An 18,239-nucleotide genomic window follows, 5' to 3' on the forward strand; every position below is an offset into this window, starting at 1 on the left:
TGGCGACCGGACTCCCCGGTCGCCACCACTGTGCCGGTGTGCGCCGCGATAACATTGATCATGCTTCGGAGTTCGCCTCGGAGTGACGTGCGATGACCGAACCGGCTGAGGACGCCACAGCTGCTGTCGATCCGCGCTCGATCGCGTCGGTCGCCGGCGAGGAGCTCGAACCCGGGGACCGGATCGACGACTTCGACTTGCTGCTCGAGCTGGGCCACGGCGCGTTCGCCAGGGTGTTCCTGGCGCGGCAACGCTCCATGCAGCGACTGGTGGCGGTGAAGATCTCCGCCGATCATGGCACCGAGCCCCAGACCCTCGCCCGGTTGGAACACGAGTACATCGTTCGGGTCTACGACCAGCGTCTGCTCCCCGACCACGCGCTGAGGCTGCTGTACATGCAGTACCTGCCGGGCGGAACGCTGGCATCGGTGCTGGAACGGGTCCGCGAGACCGCTCCGGAACAACGCGGCGGACAACTACTGCTCGACGCCGTCGACGAGGCGCTGGCGGACAAGGGCGAGATCCGTACCTCGGACGCCCGGGTGCGTGACGAGATCGCCGCCCTGTCGTGGCCGGAGACGGTGGCCTGGCTGGGACGTCGACTCGCCGAGGCGGTGGACTATGCCGAGAATCGCGGTGTGCTGCACCGTGACATCAAGCCGGCCAATGTGCTGCTCTCCGCCGACGGTGTGCCGAAGCTGGCCGATTTCAACATCAGCTTCAGCGATCATCTCGCGGGCAGCAATCCGGTGGCGTACTTCGGCGGATCCCTGGCCTACATGTCCCCCGAACACCTCGAGGCGAGCCACCCGGCGCTGCCCGGCACGGTCGACGACCTGGATACGCGCAGCGACATCTACGCCCTCGGTGTCATGTTGTGGGAACTGCTGACCGGGCGGCGACCCTTTCCCCGGATCGAGGCGAAGGATTCGCAGGCGGCGGTCGAGCAGCTGCTGGAGTTGCGTCGCCGTCCGATCGCGCAAGAGTTCCTGGACGACCTCCCCGCCGACTGCCCGGCTTCGCTGCGCCGAGTATTGCTGACATGTATGTCGCCGAAACGGGAGGATCGGTGGGCCCATGGTGCGGAGCTGGCTCAGCAATTCGAGCTGTGCCTTGACCCTCGTGCCCGGGATCTGGTCGACCCGCCGCAGCGCAGCCACCGGCCGACCGGGCCACTGTGGCCGATACCGATCCTGGTGATCGCGATCGGTGTGCCGAACGTCGTGGCGGCCGGGTACAACTACTACTACAACAAAACCCTCATCGTCAGTACGCTCACGACCGAGGCCCAGTATTCGTTCAACTATGTCGCCGCGATTCTGTATCCACTCGCCATCGCGGTCGCCACGGTCTTGATTCTCTACGTCGCGCGCCGCCTCATTCTGGTACTCATCGGCTTGCACATAGGACGAAAATTCTCCGAGCAGACGCTCACCCGGGCACGGATCGATGCGCTACGCCTCGGCAACCGGGTGGCGGGGATAGCTTTTGCCTTCTGGGCTCTCGGCGGCATCACCTTTCCGTTGCTGCTGAATCTGATCGCCGGCGGGGTTCCGGGTGGCACCTACGCCCATTTCATTCTGTCGGTGGTCGTGTGCGGCGCGATCGCGGTGGCCTATCCCAACTTCGCGATCACCTGGTATGTGGTGCGGTGCCTGTACCCCGTCTTCCTGGTGCATGGACGGTCCGACGCCGCCGATGTCGAACACCTGCGCCGGCTCGGTGCGCGCACCGGCTTCTATCTCACCGTGGCGGCCGCGGTACCGATGCTGGGCGTCACCGGTATCACGTTCCTGCCCGGGACCGCGATCGATTCCATAATCTGGGCGGTCCGCATCCTGTGTGTCGGCGGCATCATCTGCTTCGTCTTCGCCTATGTGCTGTTCGGCGTCATCAAGGAGGATCTCGCGGCGCTCGAACGCGTAGCGACCGCATCGAACATCGCCTCGACCACCCAGTCGCACGCCGCCGGCGATTAGCTAGACGATCGATGCGGGAATCTTCGGCAGGGCGCTCGGGTGGTGCCGGCCGAGCCAGTCCAGGAGTTCCTCGCGGACCGCGCACCGCAGATCCCACGCGTCGTCGGCATTCGACGTCGACATCGCCGCCCGCACCACGATGTTGGTCGGCGTGCAGTCGGTGACCAGAAGGTTCGCGCTGCGCCCGTCCCACTCCGATCGGCCGCGCAGGAAGTCGCGCAAGTGCTCTCGCAGCAGCGGCACCGGTGTGCTGTGGTCGAGGTGCAGCAACACTGTGCCGGTGACCTGCGGGCCGCCCCTCGACCAGTTCTCGTACGGCTTGCTGTTGAAGTAGGAGACCGGCATGGTCAGCCTGCGGTCGTCCCAGATCCGCACCGTCAAGAAGGCGAGGGTGATTTCTTCCACGGTCCCCCATTCGCCCTCCACCACCACGGTGTCGCCGATTTTCACCGAATCGCCGAAAGCGATCTGCAACCCCGCCACGAGATTGCTCAGCGTCGACTGCGCTGCGACACCCGCGATGATGCCGATCACTCCCGCGGAGGCCAACAGCGAGGTTCCCAGCGTGCGCAAACTCGGGAACAACAACAGGATGGCCGCCGCCGCGGTCGTCACCACCAGCACAGAGGTGACGACACGGCGCACGAGTCCCAGCTGCGTGCGCAACTGCCGCACCCGCGAAATCTCGCTGGTGCGCTCGGCATAACGGCGCAGAAGGTTCTCGGCGACCGCGTCAGCGGCACGCGCGACCAACCACGCCGCCGCCAAGATCGCCGCCGAGGCAAGGATGTTGCGTATCACGGCATCGTGGCGTAGTTCCAGCTCCGCCAGCGGATAGGTGGCGTGCAGTGCCACCGCACCGAGCAGCACCTGAAGCGGCAGTTGCACACGACGCAACAGCAGCGGCAGATGGGTACCGGACCGACGCCGCGCGCTGTAGCGCAGCAGCCTGTCGAACAGCAGACCCGCCGACACCGTGATCGCCATCGTCGCGAACACGACTGTCACCGGCCGAAGAATCTCCTCCACGAGATCGAACTCCTCTCGTCGCCACCCCGGACCCGCTGTGCCGCCGCGTGTTTCGACGACGGACGACCGCGGCCCGATGCACTCGCTTGTCCCACACACCCACTCGGTCAGTGTGTCGCTGCCGGGCGCTTACCCACCTGCCCGCGAGGCCCACATGAAGATCCCGTTGCCCGTCGATCAGGCCGGTTCGTGGACGTGGTCGGCCGGGTCCTCGGCGTACAGTTCGGCGATCTCGGCTGCGTACTTCGCGGCGATCGCCTTTCGCTTGAGCTTCATGGTCAGTGTGACCTCGTCGCCACCGGCTTCCCAGAACGCCGGGAGGATCCGGAAGCGCTTGACCTGTTCGACTCGCGAGAGTTTCGCGTTGCCCGCGGCGATGCCCGCCGCGATCTGCTCGAGCACCTCGGGGTTCGAGGCCAGCGCCGCGGCCGAGGCGTCGGGCAGATTGTGCTGGGCCGCGTACGGTTCGGCGCTTTCGGCGTCGAGCACGATCAGGGCGGTGTTGTAGGGCAGGGCGTCGCCGATCGTGGCCATGGCGCCGATCAGCGGGGTCGCTGCCTTGATGGCGTGTTCGATCGTTGTCGGCGACATGTTCTTGCCCGCCGCGTTGATGATGAGTTCCTTCTTGCGGTCGACCACCCGCAGGTAGCCGTCGTCGTCGACGGTCACCACGTCGCCGGTGCTCAACCAGCCTTCCGCGTCGACGGCTTCGGCGGTCTTGTCCGGCTCGCCGCGGTAGCCCTTCATCACCAGCGGGCCCTTGACCAGCAGTTCACCGTCCTCGGCGATCCGCGACTCCATGCCGGCCAGCAGCCGCCCGACCGTGCCGAGGCGGGTGTCGCTCGGGTGGCTGACGCTGCAGATGCACGACAGTTCCGACATGCCCCAGATCTCGGAGATCGGCACACCGAGCCCGGCGAAGAAGCCGAGTGTCTGTGGCGGGATCGGCGCGGCGCCCGACAGCGCGAAGCGCAGGCGGTCGAAACCGAGCTTGGCCCGCAGCTTCGACAGCACCAGTTCGTCGGCCCTGGCCCATTCGGCGGCAACCTCGCCGGGGATCGGCTGCCCGGCCAGCTGGTATTCACTGCGCTTGGCGCCGACCGACAGCGCCCACCGCATGCCCTGCCTGCGCGTCTCGTCGGGTTCGTTCGCGACGACGAATTCGATGGCGGCCTTCAGCTTCTCCCATACCCGCGGCACCGCGCCCCAGATGGTCGGCCGCAGGTCCGCCAGCGCGGCGGCGATCAGCTTCGGATCCGGCACCGCGGTGACCTGCGTGCCGAACACTTCCTGGAGGTAGAGCGCGGTGAGCCGGTCGGCGATGTGCGCGCTCGGCATGAACGAGGTGATCGAATCGCCGAATTCGAAGCCGAGCACATCGCCGAGGCCGTAGGCCTGGAACATCAGATTCGCATGGGTCGTTTCCACGCCCTTGGGGTTTCCGGTGGTGCCCGAGGTGTAGATCAGGGTCGCCACATCGCCCGGTCCGACCGCACGCCAGGCGGCGTCGAAGTCGAAATCGGGTGCGCCGCCGGCGATCATCTCCGCCACCGGCACGGTCGCATCGACGGCATCGTCGATGCAGACGATGTGATCCAGCGGGACTCCGCTGTCACGCAGCCGCTGCACATACTGCGCCTCGCAGATCACCACGCGCGCACCAGCATTGCCCAGCACATGGGCTAGCTGCTCGGCGGAGAGTGTGTTGTAGACGGAGAACGACGTCGCGCCCACGTGCTGAGCACCCACCTCGAGTGGGTAGAACTCGACGCGGTTGCTCATCATCAACGCGACGGTGTCGCCGCGCCGCACCCCGAGTGCCGCGAGACCGGCCGCGGCGTCGCGCACGCCGGCGGCGTATTCGCGCCAGGTCAGGGTTTGCCCGTCACCCGGAGTGCGCAACGCGACCGCGTCGGGATCGATGGTGGCGTTGTACTGGAATGCGGCACAGAGGGTTTCGAAGCGGGGTGTCGACATAGTGTGGTGTCTTCCGTGTTCAGACCGCGGTGGCGGCTTCGGTGTCGAGGAGAGAAGTGATGAATCGGCCGGCTGCGCCGAAGGCGAACCGTGCCTCGGGCGCGAGGGCGGGCATCACCTGGAATACGTGCATCTGATCCGGCCACACCTGCAGTTCGCACTCCGCGCCCGCCTGGCGCAGGCGGTCCGCCAGTTCGATCGCGTCGGCGGCGAAATACTCCGTGCTACCGGCCTGGATCAGGGTGGGAGGCAACTCCATGCCGGGCTCCGGCCGCAGTTCGAGGTGCTCGCTCGTGAAGTGGGCGACCGCTTTGGCCGACAGCGTGTAGGAGATCACCCCGTCACGGTTCCGGTTCCCGGTGTGCGCGATCCGCAACCCGAGGTCGGCCATCGGCGAGAACAGCACCAGCGCGCCCGGTCCGGGAATCCGCATGCGGGCGTTGGCGAAAGCGAGGTCGGCGGCGAGGAATCCCCCGGCCGAATCGCCGGCGACCACGATCCGGTCCGGCGAGTACCCGCGCCGCAGCAGCCACCGATACGCGCGCGCCACATCCAGCTGGGCGCACGGGCTCGGATGTTCCGGCGCCAGGCGATAGCCGACGACGAACACCCGGGTGCGAGTCGCCGTCGAAAGCCGCGATGCCACACCGCGATACGCCGCGACCGACCCGGCAACGAACCCGCCACCGTGCACGTACAGGATCACCGCGTCGGCGCGGGTGGCTTTCGGCCCGGTGACGAACTCACCGTGGACCGCGCCGTCGTCGACCCGATCCACCGCGGTCCCGGCCAGGCTCGGCCCGACGGCCCGCATCGCGATGTCGATCGCCAAGCGGGCCATCGGCAGCGTCGCGGTGGTGACCGGGATCGCGGCCGCCAACGGCCGCACCGTCCGCTCCGCCACCAGCCGAGCGGCCCTGGTCCGCAGCGAACCCCGTGCGCCCGGCGTCACCCGATGGTCCGTTGCTCGACCCGCTCGAGCAGGTCCTTGACCTTCGCACTGCCCGCGAGCTGCGCGTCAAGGACCACATTGACCGCGCCCCGCAGCAGCGCGTACGGCTCCCACCCGCTGGGTGCGATGGTCCGGGCCGCACGCCGCCCGATGCCGTCGGCGATCACGGTCGCGGCCCGCGCGGCGGTGATCCGGACATTCAGCGGCCAGGGCAGCATCTGGTCCAGTTCCCGGCCGAGGTCGTCCTGATCGAGCATGGCGTGCGTCATCTCGGTCTCGACGACGCCGAAGTAGGCCACGCCCGCGCTCGCGCCCGCTGCGGCGAGTTCCACGCGCAGCGCACGCCCGAACTGCTCGACGGCGGCCTTGCTCATCATGTACGGCGACCCGGCCATACCCGGTGCGAACGACGCGCACGACGACACGACCACCACGTGACCACGCGCCACGACGATGTGGTCCAGGGCCGGATGCACGGTGTTGAAACACCCTTCGAGGTTGATCGCCATCACCCGGTCGAAATCGCGCGGGTCCATCGTGCGCACCGTCGCGGGTTTCGGCGTGACCCCGGCATTGGCGACCACGATGTCGAGATGACCGAAGGTGTCCACGGCGAGCTCGGTGGCGGCCACCATCGCCGCGCGGTCCCGGACGTCGGCCGCGATCGCCAGCGCACGTGACCCGAGACCCGCGGCGGCCGCCTCCGCGGCACTCTCGTCGACGTCGACAACGACCACGAAAGCACCACGGGAGTACAGGATCTCGGCCAGCTCGCGGCCGATCCCCTGGCCCGCGCCGGTGATCAGTGCCACCTTGTCGCCGACGTCGTAGGACCGCCGGGCGAACAGGCCGACAGGATTGAGGGCGGTGAAGTCCATCAGGCACTCACCTCATAGGACTCGGCGTCGAAGGCACTGGTGCGCTTGCGGTACTCGAAACTCCAGTTCGGATAGAGACCGGCGTTGTGCCCGTCCGGCGTCGTGTAGTAGCTGTCGCAGCCACCGGTGAGCCACACGGTGGACGCGCTGCGCCGATGCATCTCCTCGATGAACTCGTCCTGGGTCTGCTGCCGGACCTCCACCCGGTGAGCTCCCTTGTCGCGCAGGGTCTTCAGCGCGTCGACGATGTAGGCGACCTGGGATTCGATCATGAAGACCGCCGACTGGTTGCCCGCCGCGCCGAACGGCCCCAGGGTGAGGAAGAAATTCGGGAACCCGGCGACAGCGGTTCCCAGGTAGGTCCGGCGGTGCTGACGCATGAGGTCACCCACCGATACCTCGCTGCCGACGATCCGGTCGTAGACCGACGGCGCCGGGTCGAACCCGGTGCCGTAGATGATCGTGTCGACCGGGATCTCGGCTCCGGCTCGGGTGACGACGGAATGCGGGCGTACCTCGGCGATGCCGTCGGTCACCACGTCGACGTTGTCCTGGTCGAGGGCGGGCAGGTAGGCGTCGGAGAAGATCGCCCGCTTGCAGCCGATCATGTAGTCCGGCGTCAGTGTCTTGCGCAGCTCCGGATCGCGCACCTGGCGGCGCAGCTGCCAGCGGCCGAGCAGCTCGTACGGGTGCCGGAAGCGGTTGTCGACGAACCCGACCAGCCCGAAGCCTTCGATCGCCGCGTACCACGCGCCGCGCACAGCCTTGCCCGCCAGGGGAAGCTTGCGCAGCACGAAGCGCTCCGCACCCAGGGTCGGCCGATCCATGCGCGGGATGATCCACGGCGCGGAACGCTGGAAGACGGTGAGCGCGGCCACCTTCGGCTGGATCTCCGGCACGAACTGCACCGCCGAGGCACCGGTGCCGATCACCGCCACCCGTTCACCGGTGAGGTCGTGTTCGTGGTCCCAGTGCAGGGAGTGGAATGTCTTGCCCGCGAAGGTGTCCAGGCCGGGCAGCGACGGGTACTTCGCCTCGGCGAAGACTCCGGCCGCCGAGATCAGGTAGTCCGCGGTGAGCGCACCCCGCGAGGTCTCGATGTGCCACAGCGAGCGTCCCTCGTCCCAGCGGGCCTCGCGCAGTTCCGTCTTCAGCCGGATGTGCCGGACCACATCGAATGTCGTTGCCACCGAACGGATATAGGCCAGGATCTCCGACTGCTTGCCGTAGGTCCGTGACCAGTCGGGATTGGGCGCGAACGAGTAGCTGTAGAGCTGCGACGGCACATCACACGCGCACCCCGGGTACGTGTTGGCCTGCCAGGTCCCGCCCAGATCCGCGGCACGTTCGAGAATGACGAGATCGTCGAATCCGGCCTCGCGCAGTTTGATCGCGAGTCCGATGCCGCCGAATCCGGCACCGATCACGACGATGTGACGGTGTTCGGTCATGGTTACCTGTTCCTTCCGTGCAGCTGGGTGACCAGGCGATCCACGACGGTGTCGGTGGTCTTGCTGCGAGTGAACGTGGTCAGCGCCAACGGCAACGAGAAGCGCTGCCGCGTGGTCGCCTTGGCGTAGGTGAATTCCTTGAGTCCGTCCGCCCCGTGCACGCGGCCGAAGCCGGAGTCACCGACCCCGCCCAGCGGCAGGCTCGTGATGGTGGCATGGGCGACATAGGCATTGATGGACGTGCCGCCCGCGCGGATCCGGTCGGCGATCCGCCTGCCGTTGTGACGCGAGAAGACGGTGCTGCCCAGCCCATAGGACCCGGCGTTCACCCGCTCGATCGCCTCGTCCATGTCCCGGACCCGCGCCACGGTGAGGGTCGGGCCGAAGGTCTCCTCGGTGACGGCCGCGGCGTCCTCGGGAACATCGACCAGAATGGTCGGCTGAACGTACTGCCCCTCGATCGCGTCGGCGCCCCCCAGCAGCGCCCGCGCTCCGCGCGAGAGCGCGTCCTCGATGTGGTGACGGATGATCGCGATCTGCTTGGGCATGGTGATCGGCCCGATCTTCGCCGCACCGGTACCCGCACGCAGATCCTGCGCGCAAGCAACGAGTTTCGTCAGGAACTCGTCGTAGACGTCGGTGTGCACATACACCCGTTCGACGCCGAGGCAGGTCTGGCCCGCGTTCGACATCCCGCCCCACACCGCGGCGTCGGCGGCGGCGTCCAGGTCCGCGTCGGCATCGACGATCAACGCGTCTTTGCCGCCGAGCTCCATCAGCACCGGTGTCAGGGTCTCCGCGCAGGCGGCCATGACCCGCTTACCGGTGGCGGTCGACCCGGTGAAGCCGATCTTGCCGACACCGGACCGGCACAGCGCGGCACCGGTCTCCCCCATGCCCGTGACCACCTGGAACACCGGCTGTTCCGGAACGACCTCGGCGAACCGCTCCGCCAGCCACAGTCCGACGCCCGGCGTGAATTCGCTCGGTTTGAACACCACCGCGTTGCCCGCGGCGAGGGCGAACGACACCGACCCCAGCGGCGTGAACACCGGATAGTTCCACGGTCCGATCACGCCGACCACCCCGAACGGGCGGTACTCCAGCGTGCATTCCTGGTTCACGGCGAGCAGGCCGGGCCGGACCGGACGTGGGCCGAGTACCTGCCGGGCGTTGCTCGCCGCCCAGGCCAGATGTTCGAGCGCCATGGCGATCTCGAGCCGGGCGTCCGAGAGCGGCTTGCCCATCTCTTGATTAATGATCCGGGCGAGTTCGGCTCGCCCACCGGTGATCTCGCTCCGCCAAGCATCCAGCCGCCGGGCCCGCTCGGCGAATCCCAGCCCCGCCCACCAGTCCGCTGCCCGGCGCGCGTCGGTCACGGTTGCCTCGACCTCGGCCGGGGAGAAGATCGGATAGCTCCCGACCACGGCGCCGGTCGCCGGCGAGATGACGTCGAACGTCGACGGAAGTGTTGTTCGTCCCATGGACGACCTTTCTCGTTCGTGCCCTACTCAGAGATCGAGTACGAGGGATTCGCCCGCTGCGCGCGACACGCAGGTCAGCATGTGACTGCCGCGCTCGGCGTCGATGAGCTTGCGGTCGCGGTGATCCACCGCGCCGGACAGGACCCCGACCTTGCAGGTGCCGCAGAAGCCCTGTCGGCACGAGTACACGGCGTCGGGTTTCACCCGCGCGATGGCGGCCAGCGCGGTTTCGTCCGCGCCAACCCGGACGGTGGTGCCCGAACGGGCCAGTGTCACATCGAATTCCCTGCCGTCGACCACCGGCAGCGCCGAGAAACGCTCGGTGTGCAGCGAACCCGTCGGATTGACGGCGAAGGCATGGCGTTGCGCGGCCGCGAGCACCGGCGGCGGACCGCAGACATAGATCGCCGCACCCGGCTCTGCGCGACCGATCAGCGCACCCACATCAGGGGTACCGAACTCGTCGTCCGGGCGAATGTCTACCCCGCTGCCGCCGAGGGTGACCAGTTCGCCGAGGAACGGCATGGTCTCCCGCGAGCGGCCCAGGTAGATCAACTGCCAACGCGCCCGCGCGCGGACCGCCGCCCGGACCATGGGCAGGATCGGCGTGATCCCGATCCCCGCCGCGACGAACAGGTACGACGGTGCGGCGATGAAGTCGAACGCGTTGCGCGGTCCGCGAATCCGCATCGCGTCGCCCACTGCCAATTGGTCGTGGACTTCGATTGATCCGCCCTCGCCGTCGGCGATGCGGCGCACCGCGATCCGGTAGCGGTGACGGTCCCCGGGATCACCGCACAGCGAGTACTGGCGCTGTTTACCGGTGGGCAGCACGATGTCGAGGTGCGAGCCGGGCCGCCACGGCGGCAGGAGCGCACGGGTCGGCGATGTCAGCGTCAGACAGACAACATCCACAGCCACCGGATCGATCCGGGTGATCGTCAGCGGAATCTCGAAATCGCTGTGCCGCACCGGGTTCGGCCGCGATATCAAAGCCGCCGCGCGACCCTCCACGAACAGATGCCGGTAGCCGTCGGCGACGGCACCCAGCGCGCGCAGGGCGGCCGGTGGCGTGTACTGCTCCACCATCGCCGCCGTCACTGCTCGGCCGCACGTGCCGCGGGCGAATGCGCGAGATAGCGCAACGCGCGATCCATCGGCCCCAACTGCGACGGGTGGAAACCCGGCCGCAGGTACCGGGGGATCTCGCTGACGAACAAGCCGAAGTTCGGCACGATGCCACGGGCAGTAGCCCGCGCCAGCTGCACCGGCCAGAACGGACCCTTCCGCGGGGCAGGGTCTTTGGCATAGAGGTAGGCCGACGACACGAGGAAGGTCGCCAGCAGCGCCGCACTGGCGGCCACCGCCGTGCGCGCTTTACGCACGTAGCCGCCGTCGACATACATGTATGCGTCGTAGACCACGCTGCGGTGTTCGACTTCCTCGGCGCCGTGCCAGCGGATCAGATCCAGCATGGTCGGATCCATGCCCAGGTCCTCGAACTTGTCGTTCTCCAGCAACCATTCGCCGATGACCGCGGTGTAGTGCTCCATCCCGGCGAACAGCGCCAGGCGTTCCTTGAGCCATTCCTCCTTCGCCCGGCCGGTCAGGCCGTGGTCACCGAGGATGCGATCGACGAACCAGGCGAAGGTCTTGACCATCGAATCGACATCGAGGCCGATGGCCTGCAGGTGATCGCGCGCGCCGGCGTGGCTGCCGGCGTGCATCGTCTCCTGACCGACGAACCCCTGCACCTCCTCCCGGAGTCGCTGGTCGTCGATGTAGGGCAACGCCTCGGCGAGCGCTTGCGCCATCGCGCGCTCGCCTTCCGGCAGCACCAGGTGCATGACATTGATGACGTGGGTCGCGAAGACCTCGCCCGGGATGTAGTGCATCGGCACATCACCGAAATCGAAGTGCACGTCGCGTGCGTGGATCGCGTGCGCTTCCTCGCGGTGATGACGCCTCGTTGCGTCAGCGGAGTGAGCCATGCCTCAACCGTACGATGCAACACAAATGATTGCAATGTTGCAGCGACAAATAGTGTGGATCTGTTGCACCAACCCGGTGGTTGATACCGTGGTCTGCATGATCGCCCCGTCTGTCACCTCGACGAACACACCGGAAACCGACGATTCCGCGGCGGCGCGCATCCTCGATGCCGCGCTGATCCAGTTCGAGCAGGTGGGCGTCAAGAAGACGACGATCGAGGACATCGCCCGCCAGGCCGGCGTCGACCGGGCCACCGTGTATCGCCGGGTCGGTTCCCGCGACGACGTGGTCACCGCCGTGTTCGCCCGCGAAGTCGCCCGGGTACTGACCGACCTGCAGAGCCTGCCCGGCAAGCACGACAACCTCGACGACCTCGTCGCGGACATCCTCGTGACCGTCGTCGGCCGGTGGCGCGCGCACCCGCTCGTTCAGCGCCTGCTGGTGCTCGAACCCGACCGTGTGATGCCGCACCTCACCACCGACAGCGCACCGACCATCGCGACGTCGATCCTGACCACCGAGTCCATGCTCCGCGAAGCGATCGCCGCCGGAATGCTGGCCGAGCCACCGGACCTCCTGGCCCGCGCCGAAGTCCTGTGCCGCATCGTGCACTCGATGATCCTGGCGCCGTCAGGCCTGCTCCCGCTCCACACCGACGAAGAACTGGACGCTTTCGCCCGCGCCTACCTCGTCCCGGTCATCACCCGCTGACCCACCGCGCGGACATGGCCGGGCCGTACAGGCCCGCAATTTCAACCGAATCCAGCCCGTGGCGGCGTCGAACTCGGGCTGGGAAGGAGTATCTGCCGCCCGGAGCCGAGAATCGCCGCTGTCATCCCACCGTGAAGGTGAGCCGGTCCGGGCGAATGTAGTCGTGCGGATCGGACAGGAACCGGAGTTCGGGGCGACTGCCCGTGGGAATGCGATCCAGTTCAGTGCGCAAGGTCTCCGCGTAGGTTGCTCCACGGGCCGTGAATCCGGGCAGCCAATTGTCGTGATGGCTGGGGACGAAGACCTTCGGCCTGACCGCCTCGACGTACTGGCGGACATCACGCAATCCGTTGACCGGCTGATTGAAACCCTGAATCGCGCCCACCTGTACATCTGAAGCGGGCAGACCACGGAACACGTCATAGACGTGCGGCGCGGCTTCGGCCAACGGTCCGGTGGAGTCGTGCCAGGTCAACACGAAGCCCCCGACCCGGAACTGGTAGAACAGGACACCGCCCTCCTGATCGCCCAACTTCGATCCCAGGTCCACGATGTCGCACAGGTCAGGCGGATTCGCGATCGCGTCCTGCAGGTCGGGGACGGGAAAGAACGGCGCCGAGCCCTGCTCGCTGCGATCGGGAGGCTTCGGGCCAGAGTGCGCATGCCTGACCGCGACCACCTCGACCGCGCCCACGGTGTGCCGATACACCTCCCCTACCGCCGACCCGGCATGACCGAGTTCGGCACTGCCGAACGTCAGGGACGTGACGTGGCCGCGCGCCTGCGCGCAGTGCTCGGCAGTACCGAACAGCACGGCATCGGCCGCCTGGGCCAGGAAACCCGCGTCTCCGGCATGATCGAAATGGCCGTGTCCGAGGAAGATCGCCGCCGGCCGAAGATCACCGACCTCCGCGACCGTCGTGGGCACGTAGCCGGAATGCACTCCGCGCGGGACCCAGGCGTCGAGCAAGACGACAGTTCCGCCCAGCGCGGCCGCGAAGCTGGTACATCCGAACCAGGACAACACGACTCGGTCGCGGCGGACAGCACCGGTGGCTGGATCGACGCTATCGGCACCGAAGAACCGAGTACGTGCGGCGATCATGCGCTCACCGGCATCAGCCGCCGACATCCCACGCCCGGCTGCAACGGCGATTCCGGCGCCGATCGCGCCCCCGAGGAGGGTGCGCCGGGTGAGTCCGGAAGGCATGAACGGAGATATTACCCGGCCACGCCCCGCACCCCGATCGTCCCCGACGGGATGCGCCTGGCGGGAATCGCGCCGGGTCGATCCCTGAAGTGACCTAGGCCGCGTGGGTGAGTCGCGCGGCGGCCGCGCCGACGGTCGGTCCCGCACTGACCAGCGTGCGCATGAACCGATCCTGTTCCCGCGCACCGCGAGTCGCCGCGCGGTCGAGGCCGCCGGGAAGCAGGCGGGTGGCCGAGCGCACCACGTTGGCGGGGATGCGCAGCGCCGGATACCACGGCACGATCACCGTCGGCAGCCCGAGCGCACGCATCGCGTGACGGCCGAGGAAGGTCCCCGTCACCGACAGATGCTGGGCGTAGGCGAGGCGACGGCGGATCGCGGGCAGCCGATCGTAGTTCCACGACAACGGGTCTCGTGACATCGGCACCGCGAGTTGACGGGTCGACTCGTCGGGGTCGGCCAGGGCGGACAGCGTGTGCACCAGTACGCGCACGCCGTCACGGAAGGAGTGCGGCAGCCACTGCTCCTCGACGCCGAGCAGCCAGCCGACATAGCGGACCAGGTGCGCGATCGCGTCGGTTTCGGCGGGCGTGAGCAGCAGGCCGAGGCCCATCCCGCCGATCGCCGGTGCGATGAAGGCACCGACCAGGGTGGCCGCCATGTCGGTCTGGTTGATGGGCAGGCCCCAGTCGTCGGCCTGCCAGTCCGGCATGGCGGCCACGTGCCTGCGGACGAACGCGTGGATGAGCCGCACCCGGATCGTGGACTGGTACCCCAGACCCAGCGGCGACAATCCGTCCTCGGACAGGACATCCATCGCCCACTGCATCGTCTCGGCCCATCGCTGATTGGAGCCCTTTTCCAGCGCTCCCGTGCGCAACAGCGTCTTGTTGAAGCCGGAGAACTGGTAGCCGCCGAGCATGGCGACATCGCGCGCGATGTACATGCCGTCGGATCCGCCGGTGAGCATGACCTTGGCCCCGCGCACGAGTGTGTCGTGATCGACCCAGGCCGGAACGGTCTCGACCGCGGCGAAGAACTCGCGCAGCGGTGCGGGCGCCTCCGGAACCTCGGCGATGCCGTGGGTGAGCGCTCGATCGAACAGCGGGCGCATCTGCTTCGTGCCGGTGGTGACCATCCAGTCGACCAGCCGGTCCATCGGGTCGTCGCCGACGAGCAGGCCCTCGCCGAGCCGCTGCCATTGCACCGGGTCGGGGCCCCCGATTCCCAGCATCGCCGCGAAGCCGCCGACGACTGCCGGGGTGCGGTGGGGCCGATCGGGATGACGGGTGGGAACGGTGGCCATCGACACTCCTCGTTGAGCGACGCAAACTGGATAACGACTGATATCCAAAGTAGGTCGGCTGCTAAAGTCCTGTCAATGGCGCGTGCAGAGGTCGTCCGGTCCTACCGGGGAATCAGCGCGGCGAATCGACGCGACGAACGCCGCGATAAGCTCCTCGCCGCGGGCCGGGAGATCTGGGGCGAGGCGGGCCTGACCGAAGTCACCGTGCGCCGCGTGTGCGCCGCGTCGGGGTTGACGCCGCGCTACTTCTACGAGCACTTCGCCACCAGGGACGCGCTGATCCTCGCCGTCGCCGAGCAGGCACACGAGGAGCTGTTCACGACCATGGTCGAGGCCAGCCAGGCCGAGCCGGGTGGACTCAGACGCAAGCTGCAACGGGCACTGACGACCTACCTCGACGCGATCGCCGACGACCCGAGCGTGCACCGCATCCTCACCAGCGACGCGCACGGCGTCGCCGGGCTCGAGGAACTCCGCGCCCGCGCCGTCGGCATCGTCACCGATCTCGTGGTGCGGTACAGCGCGGAGTTCCTCGACGCTCCCGCGAATCCGGAGATCCGGCGCAGGGAAGCGCTTTTCGTCGTCGGCGGGGTCAACCAGCTCGTCGATACCTGGCTGCGCGATCCCTGCCAGTCGACCACCGAAGTCGCCACCCTCTGCACCGAGCTGGCCCTCGCCGTGGTGAACAGATCCGCCTGACCCAGGTCTGCCGGTTCCACCATCCCCACCGAGGCGATCCGGCGCCGCCTACGTGTGGCGAACAACCCACACCACATTCACCACAGAAGTAAAAGTTCGATCCGCCACCCCGCAGTCACGGCAGCGCCCGAAAGCGGAGCAGACGCCGAGCATAATTGCCCGAATGAGGCGTTGACATACCGTCAACCGTGACGCTATGTTAACGCTCATTCTCGCCTATCGCTTGACGGGTGGGAACAGCGCGACCCCGTTCGGAGTCGTTCCACCGGCGGCGCCGCACCGCGCGCCACGAGGACCGCTCCGCGCCCAGTGGCCTGACCCCAGTTCGAGGAGAGCATGTCCGAGACAGACGAGATCGAAACCGATGCCGTTCTCGCACAAGCAGATCTGACAGCGCTGGCGACCTGGATGGATGCCCACGGTCTCGGATCGGGGCCGTTGCTGTCGGTCGAGCCGGTGACCGGCGGAACCCAGAACGTCATGGTCCGCTTCGAACGTGCGGGGCGCGGCTACATTCTGCGTCGTGGTCCGCGCCATCTCCGTCCGCGAAGCAACGACGTCATCCGGCGCGAATTCAAGATCCTGAACGCCCTCGCGACATCGGATGTGCCGCACGCCGACCTCATCGCCGCGTGCGGCGACGAGTCGGTGCTCGGCGGCGCGGTCTTCTATCTCATGGAACCGGTAGCCGGTTTCAACGCGGGCGTCGAACTTCCCGAACTCCACGAGCGCGAAGTCGCCGTTCGACAAGACATGTGCCGCAGCCTGATCGACGCACTGGCCCGGCTCGGCGCCGTCGACCACACCGCGGTAGGGCTCGGGAATCTCGGCAGGCCGGACGGGTTCCTCGAACGTCAGGTGCCCCGCTGGCTGAGCGAACTCGACTCCTACGCGGCCTTCCCCGAGTATCCGGGCCCCGCGATCGGCCCGGTCACCGAGGTCGCGCGATGGCTCGACGAACACCGCCCCACCTCGTTCTCCCCGGGTGTGATGCACGGCGATTACCACGCGTCCAACGTGATGTTCTCCTACTCGGCGCCCGAGGTGGTGGCCGTCGTCGACTGGGAGATGTGCACGATCGGCGACCCACTGCTCGACCTCGGCTGGCTGCTGGCGACCTGGCAGTTGCCGGGATCGCCGCACGAGTTCGCGGGCCGATTGACCCGAGCGGGCGGGCTGCTAACCTCCCGAGAGCTCGTCGCCCGCTATGCCGAGCAGTCGAATCGCGATGTCGCGGCGATCGATTGGTACACCGTGCTGGCCTGCTTCAAACTCGGCATCGTGCTCGAGGGGAGCTACGCGCGGGCGCTCGCGGGCATCGCGCCGATGAGTATCGGTGAGCGACTACACCACACGACATTGCGCCTGTTCGAACGCGCGCAAACCCTGATGAGTGGAGAGTGATGATCGACTTCGAGATCCCCGCCGACGTCGCCGAACTGCGTGACCGGGTACGAGAGTTCGTCGACACGGAAATCGTGCCGTACGAGAAGGACCCCCGCGTCACCGCGCACGGCCCGACCGACGAGCTTCGCCGCGAGCTGACAGCGAAGGCGAAAGCGGCAGGCCTGCTGTCTGTCCAGCAGCGTCCCGAGGGCATGTCACACCTCGAGCAGGCAGTGATCTTCGAAGCCGCCGGTTGGTCGACGCTGGGTCCGGTCGCCATGAATTGCGCCGCGCCGGATGAGGGCAACATGTTCCTGCTGTCGAAGGTCGCCGACGCCGATCAAGCCGCCGAGTACCTGGACCCTGTCGTAGCGGGCACCGCGCGTTCGGTGTTCGCCATGACCGAGCCCGACGGTGCGGGTTCCGATCCCAGCCAGTTGTCGACGACCGCGGTCCGCGACGGCGGCACCTTCGTGATCAACGGACGCAAGTGGCTGATCACCGGCGCCGTCGGCGCCGACACGTGGATCATCATGGCCGATGTTCCCGGCGAAGGCGCGACGCTGTTCCTCTGTCACGGGAACACACCCGGCATCGTCATCGAACGGGTCATGAACACGATGGACCGCAACTACGTCGAAGGACACTGCGTCGTCCGGTTCGAAGACCTGACCCTGCCGGAATCGTCCGTCCTCGGCTCGGTCGGACAGGCATTCCGCTACGCGCAGCTGCGACTGGCGCCGGCTCGCCTCACGCACTGCATGCGCTGGCTCGGCGCCGCATCCCGTGCCCAGTCGATCGCCATCGAGCACGCGAAAACCCGGACGTCGTTCGGCAAACCGATCGGCAGGCATCAGGGCGTCGGCTTCCTGCTGGCCGAGAACGAGATCGCGCTGCAGCAATGCCGGCTGATGATCTGGTGGGCGTGCTGGCACCTGGACAAGGGCGGCAAGGCGCGACACGAGTCATCGATGGTCAAGGCGATGGTCTCCGAGGAGCTGTTCAAGGTGGCCGACCGATGCGTGCAGGTCCTCGGCGGCATCGGGATCAGTGACGAGACACCGGTCGCGGCGATCTTCACCGACATGCGAGCGTTCAGGCTCTACGACGGGCCGACCGAAGTGCACAAGTACGCCATCTCCCGCCAACTGTTGCGGGATGCGTCCGAGTAGCGAGACCTGCATC

At 67.6% G+C, this 18,239-nt stretch carries 15 protein-coding genes and 1 pseudogene; 5 read left to right on the top strand and 11 right to left on the bottom strand.

All coding sequences use genetic code 11. The features are described from left to right. Positions 1-92 precede the first annotated feature (92 nt). On the top strand, positions 93-1,979 hold the full coding sequence (locus ACWF9G_RS13555; protein WP_452515468.1) for a serine/threonine-protein kinase: 1,887 nt from the start codon (positions 93-95) through the stop codon (positions 1,977-1,979). Here ACWF9G_RS13555 and ACWF9G_RS13560 read toward each other — a convergent pair whose 3' ends face one another. From ACWF9G_RS13560 to ACWF9G_RS13595, 8 genes are all read right to left on the bottom strand, one after another. Next, positions 1,980-2,987 (bottom strand): mechanosensitive ion channel family protein, encoded by a 1,008-nt coding sequence (locus ACWF9G_RS13560; protein WP_452515470.1) that lies wholly within the window; start codon positions 2,985-2,987, stop codon positions 1,980-1,982. A 198-nt stretch (positions 2,988-3,185) separates the two neighbouring features. Then, on the bottom strand, positions 3,186-4,985 hold the full coding sequence (gene fadD11, locus ACWF9G_RS13565) for a fatty acid--CoA ligase FadD11 (RefSeq protein ID WP_452515472.1): 1,800 nt from the start codon (positions 4,983-4,985) through the stop codon (positions 3,186-3,188). A gap of 19 nt (positions 4,986-5,004) precedes the next feature. After that, the gene (locus ACWF9G_RS13570) at positions 5,005-5,937 is read right to left on the bottom strand and encodes an alpha/beta hydrolase (RefSeq protein WP_452515474.1); all 933 of its coding nucleotides are present in this window, start codon (positions 5,935-5,937) and stop codon (positions 5,005-5,007) included. Continuing rightward, positions 5,934-6,815 carry a short-chain dehydrogenase/reductase gene (locus tag ACWF9G_RS13575; RefSeq protein WP_452515476.1) on the bottom strand — a complete coding sequence of 294 codons (882 nt, stop codon included), beginning with the start codon at positions 6,813-6,815 and terminating at the stop codon, positions 5,934-5,936. Before ACWF9G_RS13575 ends, ACWF9G_RS13570 begins: the two co-directional genes overlap by 4 nt. Next, positions 6,815-8,266, bottom strand: coding sequence for a flavin-containing monooxygenase (locus tag ACWF9G_RS13580; protein ID WP_452515478.1), 1,452 nt, complete (start codon positions 8,264-8,266; stop codon positions 6,815-6,817). The genes ACWF9G_RS13575 and ACWF9G_RS13580 overlap by 1 nt, the downstream gene beginning before the upstream one ends. A 2-nt stretch (positions 8,267-8,268) precedes the next feature. Further along, positions 8,269-9,750 (bottom strand): aldehyde dehydrogenase family protein, encoded by a 1,482-nt coding sequence (locus ACWF9G_RS13585; protein ID WP_452515480.1) that lies wholly within the window; start codon positions 9,748-9,750, stop codon positions 8,269-8,271. A 27-nt stretch (positions 9,751-9,777) separates the two neighbouring features. Next, complete coding sequence (locus ACWF9G_RS13590) at positions 9,778-10,839, bottom strand: PDR/VanB family oxidoreductase (RefSeq protein ID WP_452515482.1); 1,062 nt, start codon at positions 10,837-10,839, stop codon at positions 9,778-9,780. Between the two features lie 8 nt (positions 10,840-10,847). Further along, a complete protein-coding gene (locus ACWF9G_RS13595; RefSeq protein WP_452515484.1) occupies positions 10,848-11,741 on the bottom strand; it encodes a metal-dependent hydrolase in 894 nt (297 codons plus the stop codon). A 97-nt stretch (positions 11,742-11,838) separates the two neighbouring features. Here ACWF9G_RS13595 and ACWF9G_RS13600 point away from each other — a divergent pair, with 97 nt between their 5' ends. Then, a complete protein-coding gene (locus ACWF9G_RS13600; RefSeq protein ID WP_452515486.1) occupies positions 11,839-12,453 on the top strand; it encodes a TetR/AcrR family transcriptional regulator in 615 nt (204 codons plus the stop codon). A gap of 121 nt (positions 12,454-12,574) precedes the next feature. On the opposite strand, the gene ACWF9G_RS13605 is transcribed toward ACWF9G_RS13600, so the two are convergent. From ACWF9G_RS13605 to ACWF9G_RS13615, 3 genes and pseudogenes are all read right to left on the bottom strand, one after another. Then, entirely contained in the window at positions 12,575-13,147 is a 573-nt protein-coding gene (locus tag ACWF9G_RS13605; protein ID WP_379309422.1) for a hypothetical protein, read from the bottom strand. 114 nt (positions 13,148-13,261) lie between these two features. Further along, a pseudogene (locus tag ACWF9G_RS13610) lies at positions 13,262-13,663 on the bottom strand (MBL fold metallo-hydrolase); the annotation flags it as partial. 94 nt (positions 13,664-13,757) lie between these two features. Continuing rightward, positions 13,758-14,969: an oxygenase MpaB family protein gene (locus tag ACWF9G_RS13615; RefSeq protein ID WP_452515488.1), complete on the bottom strand. Its 1,212-nt coding sequence runs from the start codon at positions 14,967-14,969 to the stop codon at positions 13,758-13,760. Between the two features lie 75 nt (positions 14,970-15,044). Here ACWF9G_RS13615 and ACWF9G_RS13620 point away from each other — a divergent pair, with 75 nt between their 5' ends. The 3 genes from ACWF9G_RS13620 to ACWF9G_RS13630 all read left to right on the top strand — a co-directional run bounded on the left by ACWF9G_RS13620 (position 15,045) and on the right by ACWF9G_RS13630 (position 18,226). Continuing rightward, on the top strand, positions 15,045-15,668 hold the full coding sequence (locus tag ACWF9G_RS13620; RefSeq protein ID WP_452515490.1) for a TetR/AcrR family transcriptional regulator: 624 nt from the start codon (positions 15,045-15,047) through the stop codon (positions 15,666-15,668). Between the two features lie 336 nt (positions 15,669-16,004). Then, positions 16,005-17,072 (top strand): phosphotransferase family protein, encoded by a 1,068-nt coding sequence (locus ACWF9G_RS13625; RefSeq protein ID WP_452515491.1) that lies wholly within the window; start codon positions 16,005-16,007, stop codon positions 17,070-17,072. Further along, positions 17,072-18,226 (top strand): acyl-CoA dehydrogenase family protein, encoded by a 1,155-nt coding sequence (locus tag ACWF9G_RS13630; protein WP_452515492.1) that lies wholly within the window; start codon positions 17,072-17,074, stop codon positions 18,224-18,226. The genes ACWF9G_RS13625 and ACWF9G_RS13630 overlap by 1 nt, the downstream gene beginning before the upstream one ends. Positions 18,227-18,239: the final 13 nt, after the last annotated feature.

It is taken from the genome of Nocardia sp. NPDC055029, assembly GCF_053608525.1.